This window comes from Duganella flavida, assembly GCF_009857445.1.
GTDB lineage: Bacteria > Pseudomonadota > Gammaproteobacteria > Burkholderiales > Burkholderiaceae_D > Rugamonas > Rugamonas flavida.
Map to the genome: position 1 here is coordinate 41052 of NZ_WWCN01000015.1, position 17271 is coordinate 58322.

17 protein-coding genes, 4 tRNA genes and 1 pseudogene are annotated in these 17271 nt (G+C 56.1%); 6 read left to right on the top strand and 16 right to left on the bottom strand.

Annotated features, from left to right (window positions below):
* Positions 1-343: 343 nt before the first annotated feature.
* The 7 genes from GTP46_RS21880 to GTP46_RS21910 form a co-directional block, all read right to left on the bottom strand.
* Positions 344-886, bottom strand: coding sequence for a cysteine hydrolase family protein (locus tag GTP46_RS21880; protein ID WP_161008748.1), 543 nt, complete (start codon positions 884-886; stop codon positions 344-346).
* A gap of 100 nt (positions 887-986) precedes the next feature.
* Entirely contained in the window at positions 987-1358 is a 372-nt protein-coding gene (locus GTP46_RS21885) for a hypothetical protein (RefSeq protein ID WP_161008749.1), read from the bottom strand.
* 92 nt (positions 1359-1450) lie between these two features.
* Positions 1451-1867: a hypothetical protein gene (locus GTP46_RS21890; protein WP_161008750.1), complete on the bottom strand. Its 417-nt coding sequence runs from the start codon at positions 1865-1867 to the stop codon at positions 1451-1453.
* 92 nt (positions 1868-1959) lie between these two features.
* Positions 1960-2445, bottom strand: a complete 486-nt coding sequence (locus GTP46_RS30410; protein ID WP_161008751.1) for a DUF2199 domain-containing protein — start codon at positions 2443-2445, stop codon at positions 1960-1962.
* A gap of 30 nt (positions 2446-2475) precedes the next feature.
* Positions 2476-2925 (bottom strand): hypothetical protein, encoded by a 450-nt coding sequence (locus GTP46_RS21900; protein WP_161008752.1) that lies wholly within the window; start codon positions 2923-2925, stop codon positions 2476-2478.
* Between the two features lie 122 nt (positions 2926-3047).
* Complete coding sequence (locus GTP46_RS21905; RefSeq protein ID WP_161008753.1) at positions 3048-3524, bottom strand: hypothetical protein; 477 nt, start codon at positions 3522-3524, stop codon at positions 3048-3050.
* A gap of 109 nt (positions 3525-3633) precedes the next feature.
* Positions 3634-3939, bottom strand: coding sequence for a hypothetical protein (locus GTP46_RS21910; protein ID WP_161008754.1), 306 nt, complete (start codon positions 3937-3939; stop codon positions 3634-3636).
* Between the two features lie 366 nt (positions 3940-4305).
* Between GTP46_RS21910 and GTP46_RS29930 the strand changes: the two are divergent.
* The 3 genes and pseudogenes from GTP46_RS29930 to GTP46_RS21930 all read left to right on the top strand — a co-directional run bounded on the left by GTP46_RS29930 (position 4306) and on the right by GTP46_RS21930 (position 6678).
* Positions 4306-5271 (top strand): annotated as a pseudogene (locus GTP46_RS29930) (integron integrase).
* 70 nt (positions 5272-5341) lie between these two features.
* Positions 5342-6187, top strand: coding sequence for a transporter substrate-binding domain-containing protein (locus tag GTP46_RS21925; protein ID WP_202414393.1), 846 nt, complete (start codon positions 5342-5344; stop codon positions 6185-6187).
* An 80-nt stretch (positions 6188-6267) separates the two neighbouring features.
* Positions 6268-6678, top strand: coding sequence for a hypothetical protein (locus GTP46_RS21930; protein ID WP_161008756.1), 411 nt, complete (start codon positions 6268-6270; stop codon positions 6676-6678).
* A gap of 72 nt (positions 6679-6750) precedes the next feature.
* On the opposite strand, the gene GTP46_RS21935 is transcribed toward GTP46_RS21930, so the two are convergent.
* The 5 genes from GTP46_RS21935 to GTP46_RS21955 form a co-directional block, all read right to left on the bottom strand.
* Positions 6751-6826: transfer RNA gene (locus GTP46_RS21935), tRNA-Asn, on the bottom strand.
* A gap of 57 nt (positions 6827-6883) precedes the next feature.
* Entirely contained in the window at positions 6884-9067 is a 2184-nt protein-coding gene (locus tag GTP46_RS21940; RefSeq protein ID WP_161008757.1) for a TonB-dependent receptor, read from the bottom strand.
* Positions 9068-9450: 383 nt separating this feature from the next.
* Complete coding sequence (locus GTP46_RS21945) at positions 9451-10149, bottom strand: DUF3334 family protein (RefSeq protein ID WP_161008758.1); 699 nt, start codon at positions 10147-10149, stop codon at positions 9451-9453.
* 104 nt (positions 10150-10253) lie between these two features.
* Positions 10254-10919: a helix-turn-helix transcriptional regulator gene (locus GTP46_RS21950; RefSeq protein WP_161008759.1), complete on the bottom strand. Its 666-nt coding sequence runs from the start codon at positions 10917-10919 to the stop codon at positions 10254-10256.
* Positions 10920-10994: 75 nt separating this feature from the next.
* Positions 10995-11297 carry a hypothetical protein gene (locus GTP46_RS21955; RefSeq protein ID WP_161008760.1) on the bottom strand — a complete coding sequence of 101 codons (303 nt, stop codon included), beginning with the start codon at positions 11295-11297 and terminating at the stop codon, positions 10995-10997.
* A 210-nt stretch (positions 11298-11507) separates the two neighbouring features.
* Between GTP46_RS21955 and GTP46_RS21960 the strand changes: the two genes are divergently transcribed.
* On the top strand, positions 11508-11834 hold the full coding sequence (locus tag GTP46_RS21960; RefSeq protein ID WP_161008761.1) for a DUF2322 family protein: 327 nt from the start codon (positions 11508-11510) through the stop codon (positions 11832-11834).
* Between the two features lie 93 nt (positions 11835-11927).
* On the opposite strand, the gene GTP46_RS21965 is transcribed toward GTP46_RS21960, so the two are convergent.
* Positions 11928-12003: transfer RNA gene (locus GTP46_RS21965), tRNA-Asn, on the bottom strand.
* 119 nt (positions 12004-12122) lie between these two features.
* On the opposite strand from GTP46_RS21965, the gene GTP46_RS21970 reads away from it, so the two are divergent.
* Positions 12123-13280 carry a sterol desaturase family protein gene (locus tag GTP46_RS21970; RefSeq protein ID WP_161008762.1) on the top strand — a complete coding sequence of 386 codons (1158 nt, stop codon included), beginning with the start codon at positions 12123-12125 and terminating at the stop codon, positions 13278-13280.
* A gap of 72 nt (positions 13281-13352) precedes the next feature.
* Here GTP46_RS21970 and GTP46_RS21975 read toward each other — a convergent pair.
* The 3 genes from GTP46_RS21975 to GTP46_RS21985 all read right to left on the bottom strand — a co-directional run bounded on the left by GTP46_RS21975 (position 13353) and on the right by GTP46_RS21985 (position 15083).
* Positions 13353-13428 (bottom strand) — tRNA-Asn (locus GTP46_RS21975).
* A 269-nt stretch (positions 13429-13697) separates the two neighbouring features.
* A tRNA-Asn gene (locus tag GTP46_RS21980) sits at positions 13698-13773 on the bottom strand.
* Between the two features lie 113 nt (positions 13774-13886).
* On the bottom strand, positions 13887-15083 hold the full coding sequence (locus GTP46_RS21985; protein ID WP_202414394.1) for an amino acid aminotransferase: 1197 nt from the start codon (positions 15081-15083) through the stop codon (positions 13887-13889).
* 114 nt (positions 15084-15197) lie between these two features.
* Between GTP46_RS21985 and uvrB the strand changes: the two genes are divergently transcribed.
* Positions 15198-17270, top strand: a complete 2073-nt coding sequence (gene uvrB, locus GTP46_RS21990; RefSeq protein ID WP_161008763.1) for an excinuclease ABC subunit UvrB — start codon at positions 15198-15200, stop codon at positions 17268-17270.
* Position 17271: the final 1 nt, after the last annotated feature.

A 17271-nucleotide genomic window follows, 5' to 3' on the forward strand; every position in this document is an offset into this window, starting at 1 on the left:
GAGTTCAGTACCCCGCTCCTCTGCAGTAACTAAAGTAATCATTGTATCCGGCTCGAAGGTCCGCTCCCCTCGTTCAGCTAAGCTACCAATTTGGGCAAAGATCCGATGCTGAATTTCGTTGATCTGTCGTAGCAAGATCGGATCAACAACTCCTGGAGCCTGAAACTCGTACGCGCCACGAGCGACAACCGTAAGCCAATGACCAAGCCGTGAAAGAAATGTAGTTTCCTCCGACGGAGTGAGATCGGAAAGAAATTGGACGGCTTCTTGATGCGTAATTGACATAGCAGAGCCTAATGTTTGAGCTCACCGGCCGCCGAAGGCGGTCCAGTGGAATGAATGGTTAGGCCGTACTCAGCGCTATTGCAGAGTGAATGACAGTTGCATACTCGCCATGGAGGTTAGCCAGCGCCATGGCGTGCACTTCTTGGGCTGAACGTTTATTACCATCGAAGTCTGTCTTCTCGAATGCGAACGTTCCGTCAGAGACCACATACGTCTTGAAGCCGAGGTTACCGGCTGTGCGTGCAGTCGACTCCACGGAGTTATTGGTACTGACTCCAACAATCACCAGGGTGGACTCGCCACGGGCATGAAGCCAACGCTCCAGTCCCGTGTTGATGAACGCATCCGGGACGTTTTTCTCGACAACATGCTCGTGCGGCAAAGGTACAAGCGCAGGCTGGAACTCGACCCCGGGCTGGCCGGGCCAAAAGGGCGAACCCGGCGTTCTGGAGATATGGCGCACATGAACTATGGGGGCGTTGCGCAGACGCCAGTCTTCGAGAAGTCTCGCGATCACGGACTCGGCTTGAAGGTTGTTGCGGACAACGGGCTCTGGCCACGTCATTCCAACTTGCATATCGATAATCAGTAGTGTGGGCATGAGGTGCAGGCGATGAGGTCAATACGCTCATAAGGCATAGCGTGAAAAGTAACTGGCTGCCGGAACGCGCAGCGTAGAGGCAATCCAGTTGACTACTGGGTTAGCCATTGTACGTGCCTGAAATGCAAGCTCGCGCACGTGCATTGGTGATCCCCGTTTCGATTCGGTAGCGGACGCTTTGAAGCGTATGCTCAAGTTCATCTTGATTGCACCAATATTCGCCAATGGTTCCGAAATCGGAATACGACGAACAGTTGAAGCCGTCCTCGATGTCGTTGTACCAAATTACGGTCGTCCCCAATATGCCAACGACCCAAAATCCCCCACCAACGTTTCCATAGGAAGGCTCCGCCCATTTTTGAGGGGGAATGCGGACGCATTCCCACAGCATCGCCTCGGGCGGCTCCATCCGCGCCTCGGTCGCGAGAATCAAATCCCACAGCGCAGCTTCAGTGATCGGTGTCCAGTCCATGCTCTTGGGCTAACGTGATTGCTCAGCGGTCTGCGGAAGTGAGCGAAGCCCGCTGTAGCGCGTCCGCTGGAGTTGATGATTAGCGCAATCCGTCATTCCTTAGCCCCAAGTTCGGAAATGACGCCTGCCGCCTGCTTTTTGTTCATGGAGTTTCCACAGCTATCAACAAAATATGCCTTTCCATCCTTATGCAAGAAGAGTAAGTAGTCCGCGCCGGCTTCCAACGGAAAGCGTGAGGAAGTATTTTCGGAGCGTAGGACCAACGAGGATCCAGTTGTGCCTTTCATTCGGCGGAGCACTTTGACGTGGTAGAGCGTTGCGGTGACCCCGGATGGATCGTGCGAATCTTCAGTCAGATCTTTGTGCCCAGATATATGAGCGACAACCACGGCGTCACTAGAACCAAATTCTTCGCGGGGGCTCGGATGCCTGCCATCGAGGCAGACGGCAGAAGCTTCCACGAAAGAGAGTAGCAACGTGATGAATAGAACTAATTCTCGAATAATCATGACGATGTTTCGAACGCTAACGTATGCGATAACCGGCGGCTGGCGCGCGCAGCGCGTAAGCCGTACGGTTGATTAAAAGGTTAGACATAAACCTACGCGAACAAAGAAGTATACTCAGACACTCGATGCGCATCTATGCCCTTAGCCTGTTCAATGTACAGCGGATGATCACTCGGCTTCAGAAAAACATCCGGCCGAGTAGTCGGCCCCGTCAGTCGTAATTCGGCCTCCAAGCCACGAGAGCCATTAACAGTCGGAATTTCGTTAGCCAATTGAGCGTCGAATGGCATCTCGCCAAGTTGTTCCTCCGAGTCCCACAGATCGTAGATACGTTCAAACGAGGACCCAGAGATCTCAACCCATAAGCCTATACAGTATGGATGCTCGCGTGACTCCACCGAGAGCGGGAGAAGTCCACGTACGAAGAATCGCTTCCCTTCAACGATACACAAATCACGATTCTCTTGAACAAGACGAGAACGATCTTCAGAAGAAAGTCCCGCAACATCGTCGGGGCGACGAAAAGTCAACTCCATTTCTTCTATCGGATGTTCTTCTCCGCACTTTGAGCAAATCAATGACTTATCTTTCAGTCTAACCTCGTTGAATTAACCGGCGCGCGTCAGTGCGTCTGGGTTGACTGAATTGTTGGGCTTTTTTCTAAACAAAGCCGCAGTAACTGTTCCACTAAAAAATGCTGGGCCACCAAACATTAAGAAAAGAGTTCGAACCTCCGGCCATTCAAACGAACGAAGCAAAGTTACCGAACCAAAAGCCAACGACAGAATACAGGCAACCGCGCCAATTGCCACATACGCCGCTCGCCCATTAAGCGAGCGGCGAAAGCCTCCGGCAATAGCCCCTGTGATTAAGGCCGGAATACCCCCCAGCAGATAAGAGAACAAGGCAGAGCTAAACGTAGCCGGCAATAGGTATAGGAGTTCGATAGAAGGACTGGCAACGAGCGAGGCAATCGCAAGGACAAATGAGAAGAGCAGCGAACCAATCGGAGGCGCCAGTACAACAAAAAACAGCATACCTTTCAGGACATCACTCATACACAGACACTTCTCTCTCAGCAGCCCAACGTGGTGGCTCAGCGGCGTGCGGAAGTGGGCAATGCCCGCTGTAGCACGTCCGCTGGAGCTGGTGGTTGGACAATTGCGTCAAATTCATCGATTTAGTCGTCACTTCCAATTCCAGTATCCCACTGAATCTCACACCGATTGCAAATTGCTCCCCAATTTCGATTTTCCAAGATAGTCCGCTTACACTCGTTTCGGCAACTAGGACAAGCAAGCGTGCTCATCCGAAAAAAGGTAATGCCAAAAGCGACAAATATCGAGACCATACCGACAGGTCCGGCTATGCCAAACATTGTCCGATGCGAGGTTGACTCAAACAGAGCTGCTGCACCTATTGCAATTGCGCCGATCACAAAGAATGGTAGAGCGGGGCCGAATACTTTCTTTGTTGCACCAGGATATGGCTTGACCATGAATTCAGTGGAATCGCTGAAGGGAGCCTTCTCTCCAGCAAGTTTGCTCAAATGAGTTTCAATAAGAGCAGCCCGATCAGGGAAGCGCTCGCGATCAATCCGGGTCAGTATTTGCCTCAATTGAGCTTCATCGTACTTTTCGAAATCAGGAGCGTCCATGGCTGACTATTCAAATGCTAGATCGGTCCAACGTGACAAGTAACTGGCTGCCGGAACGCGCAGCGTGGAGGCAGTCCAGTTGACTGCATTGTTGGGACCAATAGCACCCTTATGCATTTGATTTCTCGTCGTATGGATTGGGCTCTTTTACCCATGACTCGATAACTGTGCGACGCCACGCATGCCAACCAAGCGGCAAGGTCGCGAGCTCTCGTACCGAGCCATCAAGTGCGACGATATCCTCTAGGCAGACTCGAACAGCATCTTCAATTTTAGGAGTATCCCAGCCAAGAAACTGCCACGCGCCATCATTCAGATTGTGACTCACATGGAGAATGGGCGAACGGCCTTCAGCGATCTCGCGCAGCGAAATCGCCAAGTAGTCTTTCGGTGCATCAAACTCCCAGGCGTCCATAGCCCTCCTAACGTGGTGCTAAGCGGCTGGCCGCCCGTAAATTAAACAAAAAACTGCTAGGGTCCGGCCAGTCCGCTTGAGCTAGCTGTTGGCGCGTGCGGACCACGAACCAAACACAAACCGGAACCACAGCACCTAATGCAGCAAAGGACAGAACGCTGACCGAAATTCGCGTACCGCGCCGCCACGGACAAAACGCCAGCCGTTACTACTGCCCGTAACACACCACGGGCCAACGTAAAGTGGACGTCATATTGACGTTTTAAAAATATTAACATGCCAGATAACGACAATTTGAGCAAGGTCTAAGAGGCACTTTCCTCTTCCGGTGAGCATAAAGCGACCTAACCACCGCGAGAAACCATCATGCCGCCTAACCCGCCCAAACTACTCGACCAAGTGCGCGACCTCATTCGCACCAAGCACTACAGCATCCGAACCGAGCAAGCCTACGTCGACTGGGTGCGCCGCTTCGTTTTGTTTCATAACAAGCGGCACCCAGCTGAAATGGGGAAGCAAGAGCTGGAAGCCTTCCTCACTCACCTAGCCGTGGACAGGCATGTATCCGCTTCCACTCAATCACAAGCCAAAGCGGCCCTGCTCTTCCTGTATCAAAAAGTACTCCAGCAAGATGTCGACTGGCTGAAGGACGTGGTGTCCGCCAAGCAGCCGCAGCACATGCCAACAGTCTTAACCGTTGATGAAGTCCGCACACTACTAGGCCACCTGGAAGGCGCAAGCTGGCTTATCTCATCCCTGCTCTACGGCAGCGGCCTGCGAATACTGGAGGCGTGCCGACTGCGTGTACTGGACCTGGATTTCAACATGCGCCAGTTAATGGTCCGTAATGGCAAAGGCGCCAAGGACAGGATCACGATGGTGCCCGACTCGTTGATTGAACCGCTCAAGTAACACCTGGAACTCGCCCACTTGCAGCACCAGCGCGATTGCGAACAAGGGTATGGCGAGGTCTATTTACCGTTCGCGCTGGACCGCAAATACACCAGCGCTGCGAAGGAGTGGAAATGGCAGTACGTTTTCCCGGCTGGCCGCATCTCCCAAGATCCGCGCTCCGGTGCGATGCGCCGCCATCACATCGAAGAGCAGCTGATCCAGCGCGCGGTGCGGAAAGCGGCTATCGATGCGAATATTCAGAAGAAGGTTACGCCGCACACCTTGCGCCACAGCTTCGCTACCCACTTGCTGATGAGAGGCTATGACATCCGCACAGTGCAAGAGCTGCTAGGCCACAAGGATGTCCGCACCACGATGATTTATACCCACGTCCTGAACCGGGGCGGGCGCGGCGTCATCAGCCCTTTAGATCACTAGGCCATCAAGGTTGAGGGCCGGATCAATCTGGTTATAATTCCAAAACTAAACCGGACTGATGGGGGCTCGCATGTGGGTTACCGCCGTTGTGTTAACAGCTGCTGCAGCGACTGCAAGCCCAGCCGTTGAACCAGCGCCGGACACCGTCAAAATCGGCCTGCAAAGCGTGATTGCGCCGTTTGTATTGTCGGATTATTCATCCGGCTTGCTGGTGGATGTGCTGCGGGCTGCGTTCGCGTCCCAGCATATGCCGGTCGAGTTTCGCTATTTGCCCAACATGCGTTTCGACGAGCAGTTCCGGCAGGGTGTGCTGGATGTCACCACCTCCTCTTCGCCACAGCAGGCGCAGGAAGGCTACCTTGGTCACTGGCCGGTCACGCATTTTCAAAACATGGCCATCACCTTGCGCAGCAAGATTCCAACCATGTCCAACCTGGATGAGTTGAAGAAGTATCGCGTGACGGCATTCCGGAGCGCGCGCAGGGTGTTGGGGCCGGCCTATGTGGCGGCGACGGAGAATCATCCGCATTATCGCGAGGCCGTTACCATGCCCTCGGGCGCCCTCTTCCTTGAGCGCACTGATGTGATTATTTCGCAGCCGGATATCTTCCTGTACTACCTCAGGCAGCAACTGCCGCAGCGGCCCAATACTGATACAGAGTTGGCCTATCATGATGTGCTGGGACCCGGCAGGTTTTACTGGATGCGATTTCGCACGGAGGCGCAGCGCGATGCTTTTGAGCGCGGTGTCGCGCAGCTTTATGCCAGCGGCGAGATCGACCGCATCCTCACGCGCTACCAACGCGACTACGGCATCACGCGCGACTTTTTCATCGCACTCGATTGCCGATTCCGCCCACAGCAAGCTCCGCAGAAATGCAAGAAGCTAAGTAAGGAATGGGAGAGCCCGCCATAAGAGGCATCCAGTCTGCGCTGGCGCAAAGCGGCGAATATCAACTTAGGAACAATGAATGGATGCTTGTAAAGGAGCCGCTCATGGAACCTATGGCAAACGAATCGCATCCAACATCCACGTATGATGATACCGAGTCCCCTCTAACCCAAGTGGAGAAAGCTGTGACGGATCTGCAATGCGACAACGCTCTGCTCAGGCAGCGAATGGACAGCGGCTTTGCGGGGGTTCAAGCACAGTTTGCACTGACTGAAGAGAAGCTGCGGCGTGAGTTTCACGATGCTCTGCACGCTCTGGAGCAACGCCTGAACGCAAAAATCGAAGCGGAATCGCATCGCTTGGAAAGCAAGTTCAGCAGCGAGATCCAGATCGTGATCACAAGGATGGATCGGCTAGAAACCAAGCTGGACCTGCTCACCAAATGGCTGATCGGCGCGCAAGTAACCACGATGGCTTTTGTCGCCGGCATCGCGGTCCAGCTATTCCTGCGCTGAAAAGCAAAAAACCCCATGTAGCGTTGCAACGATTTTGAACGTTGCAAGCACACATGAGGCTTTTCTATATTCTGGCTCCCCGACCTGGACTCGAACCAGGGACCTGCGGATTAACAGTCCGTCGCTCTACCAACTGAGCTATCAGGGAAAAGAGGCCGCATTATATACGGCCCTTTTTCAGCTGTCTAGGCTGAATGGCGATTAATTAAAAACCGCCGCGGAACTGCAGGCCAAGCTGGCGCGGCTCGTTGACGAAGCCGGTCAGGTTGTTGAAGTCAATACCGCCGATGATGCGCTGGGTGTTGGTGATGTTGCGGCCGAACGCTGCCACTTCATACTTGCCGCCATCCCAGTTGTAGCCCACGCGCAGGCCGCCTTCGATCATTTCCTTGCCAGTGAATTCTTTCGATTCATACAGGAAGAAGTTGATCTTGCTGCGGTACGACCAGTCGGTCAGCACGAACAGGTTGCCTTCCGCCAGCGGCCAGTTGTAACGCGCGGTGGCGTTGACGATGTACTTGGCAGCTTGCGGCAGCGGGTTGCCGTTGATCGACACCAGGCCGTTCGCGCCAATCGGATCGGTGATCGTGCACTGTGCGCATTTCGCGACGTACAAGTTAGGATCTTTGATCTCGGTGAAGTTGTACGAACCGCTCAGGCTGACTTTGAAGTCAGGCGTGACGAAGCCTTCGATCTCGCCTTCCAGGCCGCGGCCGGCGGTCTTGGCAGCGTTGATCAGTTTGGTGACGTTGGAGTTACCACCCACCACGGTCAGCTGCTGGTTCTTGATGTCGTAGTTGAACACGCTCAGCGACGCGCGGGCGCGGCGGTTGAACAGGTCAGCCTTGATACCAGCTTCGTACGAGGTGATGGTTTCAGCATCGGCCACAGTGATCGGCACCGACGCCGACGCTGCAGCGATCGATGGTGCACGGAAGCCGGTCGCTACGCGGGCGTAGGCGCTGACGTCCTTGTTCAGCTTGTAGGTGCTGCTCAGGTCCCAGTTGACTTTGCTCTTGCTCTCTTCTACCGATTTCGGGCCGATCTGGGTCACGTTCGTCGATTCCACGGTGCGGAAATCTTTCTGGTCGTGGGTGTAACGCAGGCCGCCGCGTACCGACAACTCGCTCGACACATCATAGGTCGCCGAACCGAACAGGGCGTACGCCGTGTTGTTCTGGTGGCTGGCCAGGTGCGAGGTTTGCGCCTGGGTATTGCTGTCGAAGTTATTGCTGTAGCCGGTACCGCTTTCTTTGAAGTAGTACACGCCGGTCTGCCAGTTCAGCGGGCCAGCGTTTTTCGATTCAACACGGAATTCCTGGCTGTACTGCTTCAGATCGGAGATGCCGCCACCGGTTTGTACCTGGAACGGGATGAAGCCCGGGCCAGTTGGGGTGCCGCCGTCGATGTCGCCGCGGGTGTAGTAGTTGTCGATGCCTTCGTAGCCGGTGATCGAGAACAGCTTGACCGAACCCAGGTCCCAGGTCAGGCGTGCATTGGCGCCGTTGGTGCTCAGGTTCTGGAAGTTCAGGCCGTTGGTGTTGATCTTGTCGAAGTCGTAGCCGTCAGCGAAATCGTTGGTGCCCTTCTTGATCAGGTTGGCGCGGAACAGGCGTGCGCTACCGTCAGTGGTACGCGAGTGCACGTTGAACAGGGCGTTGAAGGTGGTGCTAGGCTGGTACAGGAACTGCACGCGTTCCGCGTGTTCGTTGTAGCCTTCCAGCGCATTGGTTTGACCGGTGTAGGTGTTGCTGACGAAGTCGTCACGGTGCTGGCGCAGGGTCGATACACGCATCGCCCACTCGCTCGACAGCGGTACGTTGACGGCGCCTTCCAGGCTGGTGGTACCGTGCGAGGCGCGCGAAACGCTGTAGTAGCCTTCGACTTTGTCGAGGTTAGGCTTGGCCGATTCAAACTTCACCACGCCGGCCGGGGTGTTGCGGCCGAACAGGGTGCCTTGCGGGCCGCGCAGCACTTCCACGCCAGCCACGTCAAACACCGGGAAGCCTTTCAGGATGCCGTTCTCTTGCACTACGTCGTCGTACACCAGCGATACTGGCTGCGAAGCGAAGGTCGAGAAGTCGGTATTGCCGTAGCCGCGGATGTAGAAGCGCGGGAAGGTACGGCCGTTCGACGATTCCACGTTCAGCGACGGTACTTTGCCTGCCAGGAAGCGGATGTCCTGGCCGCCGGAGACCAGCACGTCCAGTTTCTCATCTTTCAGCATGGTCACGGAAACCGGCACATCCTTGATGTTTTCCGCGCGGCGCTGGGCGGTCACGGTCACGGTTTCCAGTTGCGGTTCGGTGGTTTGCGCAATGGCGGCACCAATAGGCAATACAGCAGTCAGCGCCAGAACGCGCTGATGCATCTTCGACAGTTTGATCATTCAATTTCCCGATTTAATGTAGTGCAAAGAGTAATAAACAGTTGTCTCCTGCTTTCTCTTTTTATATGGCGCAGCGCTTGTAGCAGCTATCAATAATGCACTGACTTTTTTGAAAGGCGATATTGTCTTAGATTGATAGTATGTATTGCAAGCCGAATATATCAGCCCACTCAGGAACGGTTAGAAATTCGGTTTTACATATGCAATTACTGAATATTCAATGGTTTACGCGTGTCGAACCGCCCACACAATGATGATATCGGCAAGCTTGCCGGGCCGGTATGCGGCTTAAGGAAGGTGAAGCAATTGTAGGAAAATTGCCACAAAATGCAGCACGGCCAGCGCGAGGCTGGCCGTGTGGTGGGGCGGGTGATGCGGCGGAATTACATGCCCAGTGACTTCAGTAGCTCATCAGCATCGCTGTCGCCGCTCGCGGCAGACGCTGCGGATTGCGTCCCCGCCAGGTGAACGGCACGCTGCTGCTCCAGCAGTGCATCCGGGTCGATGATCTCGCTGGAATCGAAATCGTGCAGGCGGATGAACTCGGTGCGGTCGATCGCCAGTTCCAGGTAGAACACATTGCCGGTCTCGGTGTAGAAGCTGACGCGGCGCATTTCCGGGCGGTCCAGCGGGGTATCGACGCTGAGCACGATCTGCTTGTTCAGCACCAGCATTTTCGGCTGGTTCTGGGTGATGTTGGTTTGCAGCTCGCGCCGCACCTTGCCGGTGAAGTCGCCGACTATCTGGTTCATCAACTCGCCCAGGATGTTGGACACTTCGTCCGATGTGTGCGAGCCGGCCAGCTCCGATTTCGGCATGCCCATGTTGAGCATGTAGCGCTCGTAAATTTCCATCGCCGTGCCGGCGGCAAAGTTCAACACCACCAGGCCAGTAAAGCCGCCGTCAAACAGCACGAAACAGCCGATATCGGGTTTCAGGCCGATCTTGGTGATGCGTTGTACCATGCCGGCGTAATTCACCTGGCTTTGGGTGGCGGCATTCAGCACCTTGGTGACCGAATTGCACAGGCTTTCCAGCAGGTCTTCGGTACCGTAGACCACTGTTTTGTTATCGCTGCTCATAATCTACCTCTACTTATTTTTCTAAGCCAGAATGAGATGAAACAGGAGCACTTCATCGTTGCATTTCTGATCCTGATCAGAATACCGAGTGGCAAGATTCTCGTCTATAGGAATCGCGTAATTGTGTGAGATTTACGCCCAATATCGGGCGCCACTTCGCTGGCGGCGATGGCGTTGGCCAGCTGCGCCTTGTCGCTCACGGCCAGCTTCTGGTAGACCTTCTGCAGGAAATTGCGCACTGTGGCCGGCGCCAGCCCCAGCTGCTGCGCCACCTCCTTGGACGACAGGCCGCCAGCATAGCAGCGCGCCACTTCCAGTTCGCGCGGCGAGAGCTGGGCAAATTTGAAGTGCTTGCGTGCGCGCAGGTACAGCCAGCGCTCGCGCACCGTGCACGCCACCAGCAGATGGCGACCGGCATACGATGCGCCCTGCCCGGCCAGCGCTGCCATCAATTCCTCCGGCAGCTGCTGCCCGCGCCAGTCCGGCCACTCCAGCTGTGCCAGCGCGTGGAAGGCAGGGCCGCAAAACTGCACCGCGCCGTCGTAATACGCGACTACCAGGTCACCATGCGACGCCTCATCCTTGGCGGCCTGGGCGTTGATGTGCAAGGCTTCCTGCAGATGCGGCAGCAGCTCCTGCAAGGCGCCACGCTCCGCATCTTCGCTACCAGCACTTTTCAGCAGGTCCAACGCAAATTCCGGAAATGCGGCGGCGGACATGGTGCGCGCGCCGCGATACAGCGCCAGCAATAGTGAACCTTGCGCTTCCATGCGGGTCTCTCGGTCCGGAAAAGTGAACGGCCAGCATAACGACAAATTATAATATTGACAATTAAATTCTAGCCATCACCCCACCTGCCGTACACAAAAGTGGTTTTTTGTTGCGTCCATAGCAGAAAGTGACCAGCCCCACCGGAAGCGGTTGAGCAGCATCTCGTCGCACTTGGCATTCAGCAGCTTCTCCATCTCGACATCAACGTCGCGCCGTGGGCGAGAACGCGCCCGCCGCCGCACCCGGCACCACCGGTTCCACTGCTCCATGGTCTGGATCAACAGTGGGTGCAGCTCCAACACCGGATTGTGCGGATCCTGGCGCTCAATCCGCGCCATCGGCCCAAGCTCTATCTGGTTGCGGCCCGGCGTGAGCAAGACCGAGCATCGGCTAAAAGGCACTTGCGAATCATTGATACTGGCGCCGAACTAGGACGGCATCGCCCCATTGAGCCAGCCACCTCAGAATTTATAGGCCGTATGCGTTTTCTGGAAGCTGTTTTCTGCCATGATAAAAGCTATACGGCAACAAAACGCCGCATATGACAAAATACTGCTTTAACCCCATGAACATTTGCAAGAGAACTTATGCAACCAAACTTCAGCGATAAATTTTCCGACAACCTGTCCCAGCTTCCGGCACTGGATGCGGTGGCCGCCGTCGAACTGGCCGACCAGTCCGGCGCCGTCGTGGCCAAAATCGAAAACAAACCAGGCCAAGCGGGATCACTCCGGGTTTATCACTGGCTGGCCGAGACCTTCACTGCAGTCACGCCGGAAGCAGCCGAACTGGGCCTGAAGATTTACGCCGAACACACCCAGGACGCCCTCACCAACCCGGGCAAACATCCCAACATCGACCGCCTGTTCAACATCAAAACGCCGGACCAGACCCTGAAGGTGAAGAGCCTGTAAGCCCGGCCTTAGCAGCCGGCGCTAGCCGCCGGCTTTAAATTGGCCCCGCAATGCAAAAAGCCCAACCTGTAAGGATTGGGCTTTTCTTTATTCTGGCTCCCCGACCTGGACTCGAACCAGGGACCTGCGGATTAACAGTCCGTCGCTCTACCGACTGAGCTATCAGGGAAAAGAGGCTGCATTATAGGCATCACGACAAAACCTGTCTAGTCTCTCCCACGTACCTACTTGCATCAAATCGAGTTATCATTTAGAAAATTTCACAGCTGCAACAGCAGGAGGAACTGAATGAAGAACAAGGTCATCGATCACGTCAGTAATGCGGTACAGGAGACGGGTGAACTGCTCAGGCAAAGCGGACCGCTGCCGAAAGGATTGGGACTAGCCAGTGGCGTACTGGCATTGACGCTGGCGATATTGTGCTTGCTGGGCGTGGCGGCCTTCCATTATCCGCAGTACCTGACCACGCCCGAACTGAGGCACGCCTACTCGCCCGACGTGATCCGCCATATCATGTTCGCCGCGCTGGTATTGTCCGGCTCTATCAGCCTGCTCAACGTGCTGTTCAAACGCAAGCGCAGCCTGAATGCGGTCGCGGGCGTGCTGGTGCTGATCAGTGTGGCGGCTGGTGGTTCGCATGTGCCGGTTGCCGACTTCCCCGACCATACGCCCTACATTGGCCTGGACTGGTTCATCCTCGACCTGCTGGGGTCAACTGCCATCTTCGCCGCCTTGGAAAAAATCTTCCCGCTCTACAAAGGCCAGCTGCTCTTCCGCAAAGAATGGCAGACCGACATGGTGCACTTTGCCGTCAACCACTTCATCGTCGGCCTGGCGCTGCTGACGGTGAACTTCGTCATCCACCGCCTGTTCGGCTGGATGCAGAACGATACCGTGCATAACGCTGTACAGGCTATCCCCTTCCTGCCGCAACTGCTGCTGTGCATCCTGGCGGCCGACCTGGTGCAATACTGGTTCCATCGCAGCTATCACGAAGTCCCGTTCCTGTGGAAGTTTCACGCGGTACACCATTCAGCGAAGACCATGGACTGGCTGGCCGGCTCGCGCCAACACATCCTGGAGCTGATCTGCACTCGCGTCGGTGTCCTGGGTGCGCTGTACGTGCTGGGCTTTGAGAAAGGCGTGATGGACGCCTACATCATCATCGTCGGCTTCCAGGCAGTGTTCAATCATGCCAATGTCCACCTGCCGTGGGGGCCACTGCGCTATCTGATCGTCACGCCGGACTTCCACCACTGGCACCACTCTTCCGACGATGTCGCGATCGACCGCAACTATGCGGCGCACTATGCTTTCCTGGATCACCTGTTCGGCACGGCGATTAAGGGCCAAAAAGGCTTCCCCGAGAAATATGGCGTGCAGGGCGACTACATGCCGGATGGCTTTCTGAATCAGCTAAGATTCCCGTTCCGTTCGCAAAAATAGAAGGTGAAAAATATTTTCAGGCCAAAAGCAAAAGCGGCCACACGATTTCTTGTGTGGCCGCTTTCTAAGTTCTGGCTCCCCGACCTGGACTCGAACCAGGGACCTGCGGATTAACAGTCCGTCGCTCTACCAACTGAGCTATCAGGGAAGTGAGGCCGGAATTATATCCGCCGAATCCGGATTTGGCTAATTTTTTTTATGCCACTTTACGACGACGGGAAATGACGCCCACCAAGCGCAAACCCGCCAGCAGCATGGCGCAGGTTTTCAGCTCAGGCACGGCAATGGTCAACACAATCTTATCCAGCGCGAACTGGGCAGTATTGGTCTTGAACGCCGAGCTGTCGTTGCTCGCATCAAAAAAGACTGCCGGAATGCAAAAAGCCCAACCTCGAAAGGATGGGCTTTTATGTGTTCTGGCTCCCCGACCTGGACTCGAACCAGGGACCTGCGGATTAACAGTCCGTCGCTCTACCAACTGAGCTATCAGGGATTAGAGGCAACATTTTATACTGTTTCTTTCACACCAGCAAGGTGCAATTTACTGCGGTATTTCATGCTGCCTTTCGTATCAAGCTTTGCAGCTCAACGCGAAGAAACAAGATTTTAAAGGACTTCGGCGATGGCGTCAATAACGATATCGATATTACGCGAATTCAGCGCGGCGACGCAGATGCGGCCGGTGTCCACAGCATAGATCGACTTGGCGCGCAGCGTTTCCACTTGTGCCTTGCTCAGACCCGAGTACGAGAACATGCCGATCTGGTCGCGCACGAAGGCGAAGTCGTGGCCCTTGGCCTGCAGCTTGACCACAAACGCTTCGCGCATTTCCTTGATGCGCACGCGCATCGCAGCCAGTTCGTCTTCCCACATCTGACGCAGTTCCGGGGTGGTCAGCACGGTTGCTACTACCTTGCCGCCGTGGACCGGTGGGTTGGAGTAGTTGGTGCGCACCACGCGCTTCAGTTGCGACATCAGGCGAGCCGCTTCTTCCGAGGTGGCAGCCACCACGCTCAGCGCGCCCACGCGCTCGCCGTACAGCGAGAACGATTTGGAGAACGAGTTCGATACCAGCAGCGGGCCGCCGGCAGCAGCGAAGCGGCGCACGACAGCGCCGTCTTCTGCGATGCCAGCACCAAAGCCCTGGTAAGCCATATCCAGGAACGGCACCAGGCCGCCATTGGTCACAGCAGCGATGACTTCATCCCACTGGGCCGAGGTCAGGTCGGCGCCGGTCGGGTTGTGGCAGCAAGCGTGCAGCAGCACGATGGCGCCGGCTGGCATGGCCTTGATGTCGGCGATCATGCCGGCGAAGTTCACGCCGTGGGTGGCCGCGTCGAAATAGGCGTAGTTGTTGACTTTGAAGCCGGCGCTTTCAAACAGCGCGCGGTGGTTTTCCCAGCTTGGGTCGCTGATGTAGACTTCCGCGTCTGGCGCAAAGCGCCTCAGGAAGTCGGCGCCGATTTTCAGGGCGCCGGTGCCGCCGATGGCTTGCACAGTGACGGCACGCTTCTCTTGCAATACGGCGCTGTCGGCGCCAAATACCAGCTCTTGCACCGCCTTGTCGTAGGCAGCCAGGCCTTCGATCGGCAGGTAGGTGCGCGGCGCTGGCGTCGCGATCAGGATTTCTTCCGCTTTCTGCACGCACGATAGCAGCGGCACTTTACCGTTGTCGTCATAATAAACGCCAACACCCAGATTGATTTTCTGTGGGTTTTGGTCGGCGTTAAAGGCTTCGGTAATGCCCAGGATAGGGTCGCGTGGCGCCATGTCGATGGCACTGAACAAGCTAGGATTCGTCATGATAAGATTGGATTCAATTGGAAGCGGTTCGCAGCAGAGATGTATAGACAGCGCCCTTAAAATAACGACTTCAGGCCGCTGACAGGCCATTATTCTAACAAAGGTCTGAGCAAGATGGCTGATTTACCTGTAGCAGATATTCCGAAGGCAACCGTGGTGACGTTCCCGGATTCGCCCTTCAAATTACACCAGCCCTTCCCGCCCGCAGGCGATCAGCCGGCCGCGATCGATCAGCTGTGCGAAGGCATCGACGACGGTTTATTCTTCCAGACGCTGCTCGGCGTAACCGGCTCCGGCAAGACCTACACCATGGCCAACGTCATTGCGCGCAAGGGCCGCCCGGCTATCGTGTTCGCGCCGAACAAAACACTGGCCGCGCAACTGTACTCGGAGTTCCGCGAGTTCTTCCCGGAGAATGCGGTCGAATACTTCGTGTCCTACTACGATTACTACCAGCCGGAAGCCTACGTGCCGCAGCGTGACCTGTTCATTGAAAAGGATTCGTCCATCAATGAGCACATCGAGCAAATGCGACTGTCGTGCACCAAGTCACTGATGGAGCGGCGCGATGTGGTGATCGTGGCCACCGTGTCGGCCATCTACGGTATCGGTAATCCGAGCGAGTATCACCAGATGATCCTGACCTTGCGCCAGAAGGATCGCGTGTCGCAGCGCGACATCATCGCGCGCCTGATCCAGATGCAGTACACGCGCAATGAAGTGGACTTCGGCCGCGGCACCTTCCGCGTGCGCGGCGATACGCTCGATATTTTCCCGGCCGAGAATGCGGACCTCGCAGTGCGCCTGGAACTGTGGGACGACGAGCTGGAATCGATCCAGCTATTCGACCCGCTGACCGGCCGAGTCAAGCAAAAGATCCCGCGCTTCACCGTGTATCCGGGCTCGCACTACGTGACGCCGCGTTCGACCGTGCTGCGCGCGATCGAAACCATCAAGCTGGAACTGCGCGAGCGGCTGGAGTTCTTCCGCAAGGAGAACAAGCTGATTGAAGAACAGCGCCTTGAACAGCGCACCCGTTTCGACCTGGAGATGATGGCGGAAATCGGCTTCACCAAGGGCATCGAAAACTACTCGCGCCATCTGAGCGGCGCGAAAGCCGGCGAACCACCACCAACGCTGGTGGACTACCTGCCGAAAGATGCGCTGATGTTCCTCGACGAATCGCACGTGCTGGTGGGCCAATTGAGCGCCATGTACAACGGCGACCGTTCGCGCAAAACCAACCTTGTAGATTATGGCTTCCGCCTGCCGTCGGCATTGGATAACCGCCCGCTGAAATTCGAAGAGTTCGAGCAGAAGATGCGACAGACGGTATTCGTCTCGGCCACGCCAGCGGACTACGAAAAGAAACGCGCGGATCAAGTAGTCGAGCAGGTGGTGCGTCCGACCGGCCTGGTGGACCCGCTGGTGATCGTGCGCCCTGCCCTGTCGCAGGTCGATGACCTGATGTCCGAGATCACCGACCGCGTAGCCAAGAACGAGCGCGTGCTGGTCACCACGCTGACCAAGCGCATGTCGGAACAGCTGACCGAATACCTGAGCGACCATGGCATCAAAGTGCGCTACCTGCACAGCGATATCGAAACCGTGGAACGCGTGGAACTGCTGCGCGACCTGCGCATCGGCACCTTCGATGTGCTGGTCGGGATTAACTTGCTGCGCGAAGGTCTGGACTTGCCGGAGGTATCGCTGGTAGCGATTCTGGATGCGGACAAGGAAGGCTTCCTGCGCTCCGAACGTTCGCTGATCCAGACCATCGGCCGCGCCGCGCGTAACCTGAACGGTGTAGCACTGCTGTATGCGGACCGCATGACCGATTCGATGACACGCGCCATCGGCGAGACCGAACGTCGCCGCGCCAAGCAGATCGCCTTCAATGAAGCCAACGGCATTGTGCCGCGCGGCGTGAAGAAGATCATCAAGGACATGATCGACGGCGTCTACAGCGAGAAAGGCGCGAAGGAAGAACTGGAAGTCGCGCAGGAGACGGCCAAGTACGAATCCATGAGCGAGAAGCAGATCAGCAAGGAGATCAAGCGCCTCGAAAAAGCCATGCTCGATCACGCCAAGAATCTGGAATTCGAAAAGGCCGCGCAAGTTCGCGACCAGCTCCACATCCTCAAGCAGCAGCTATTCGGCGCACCGGGCGCCGACAATATCGCCTGAT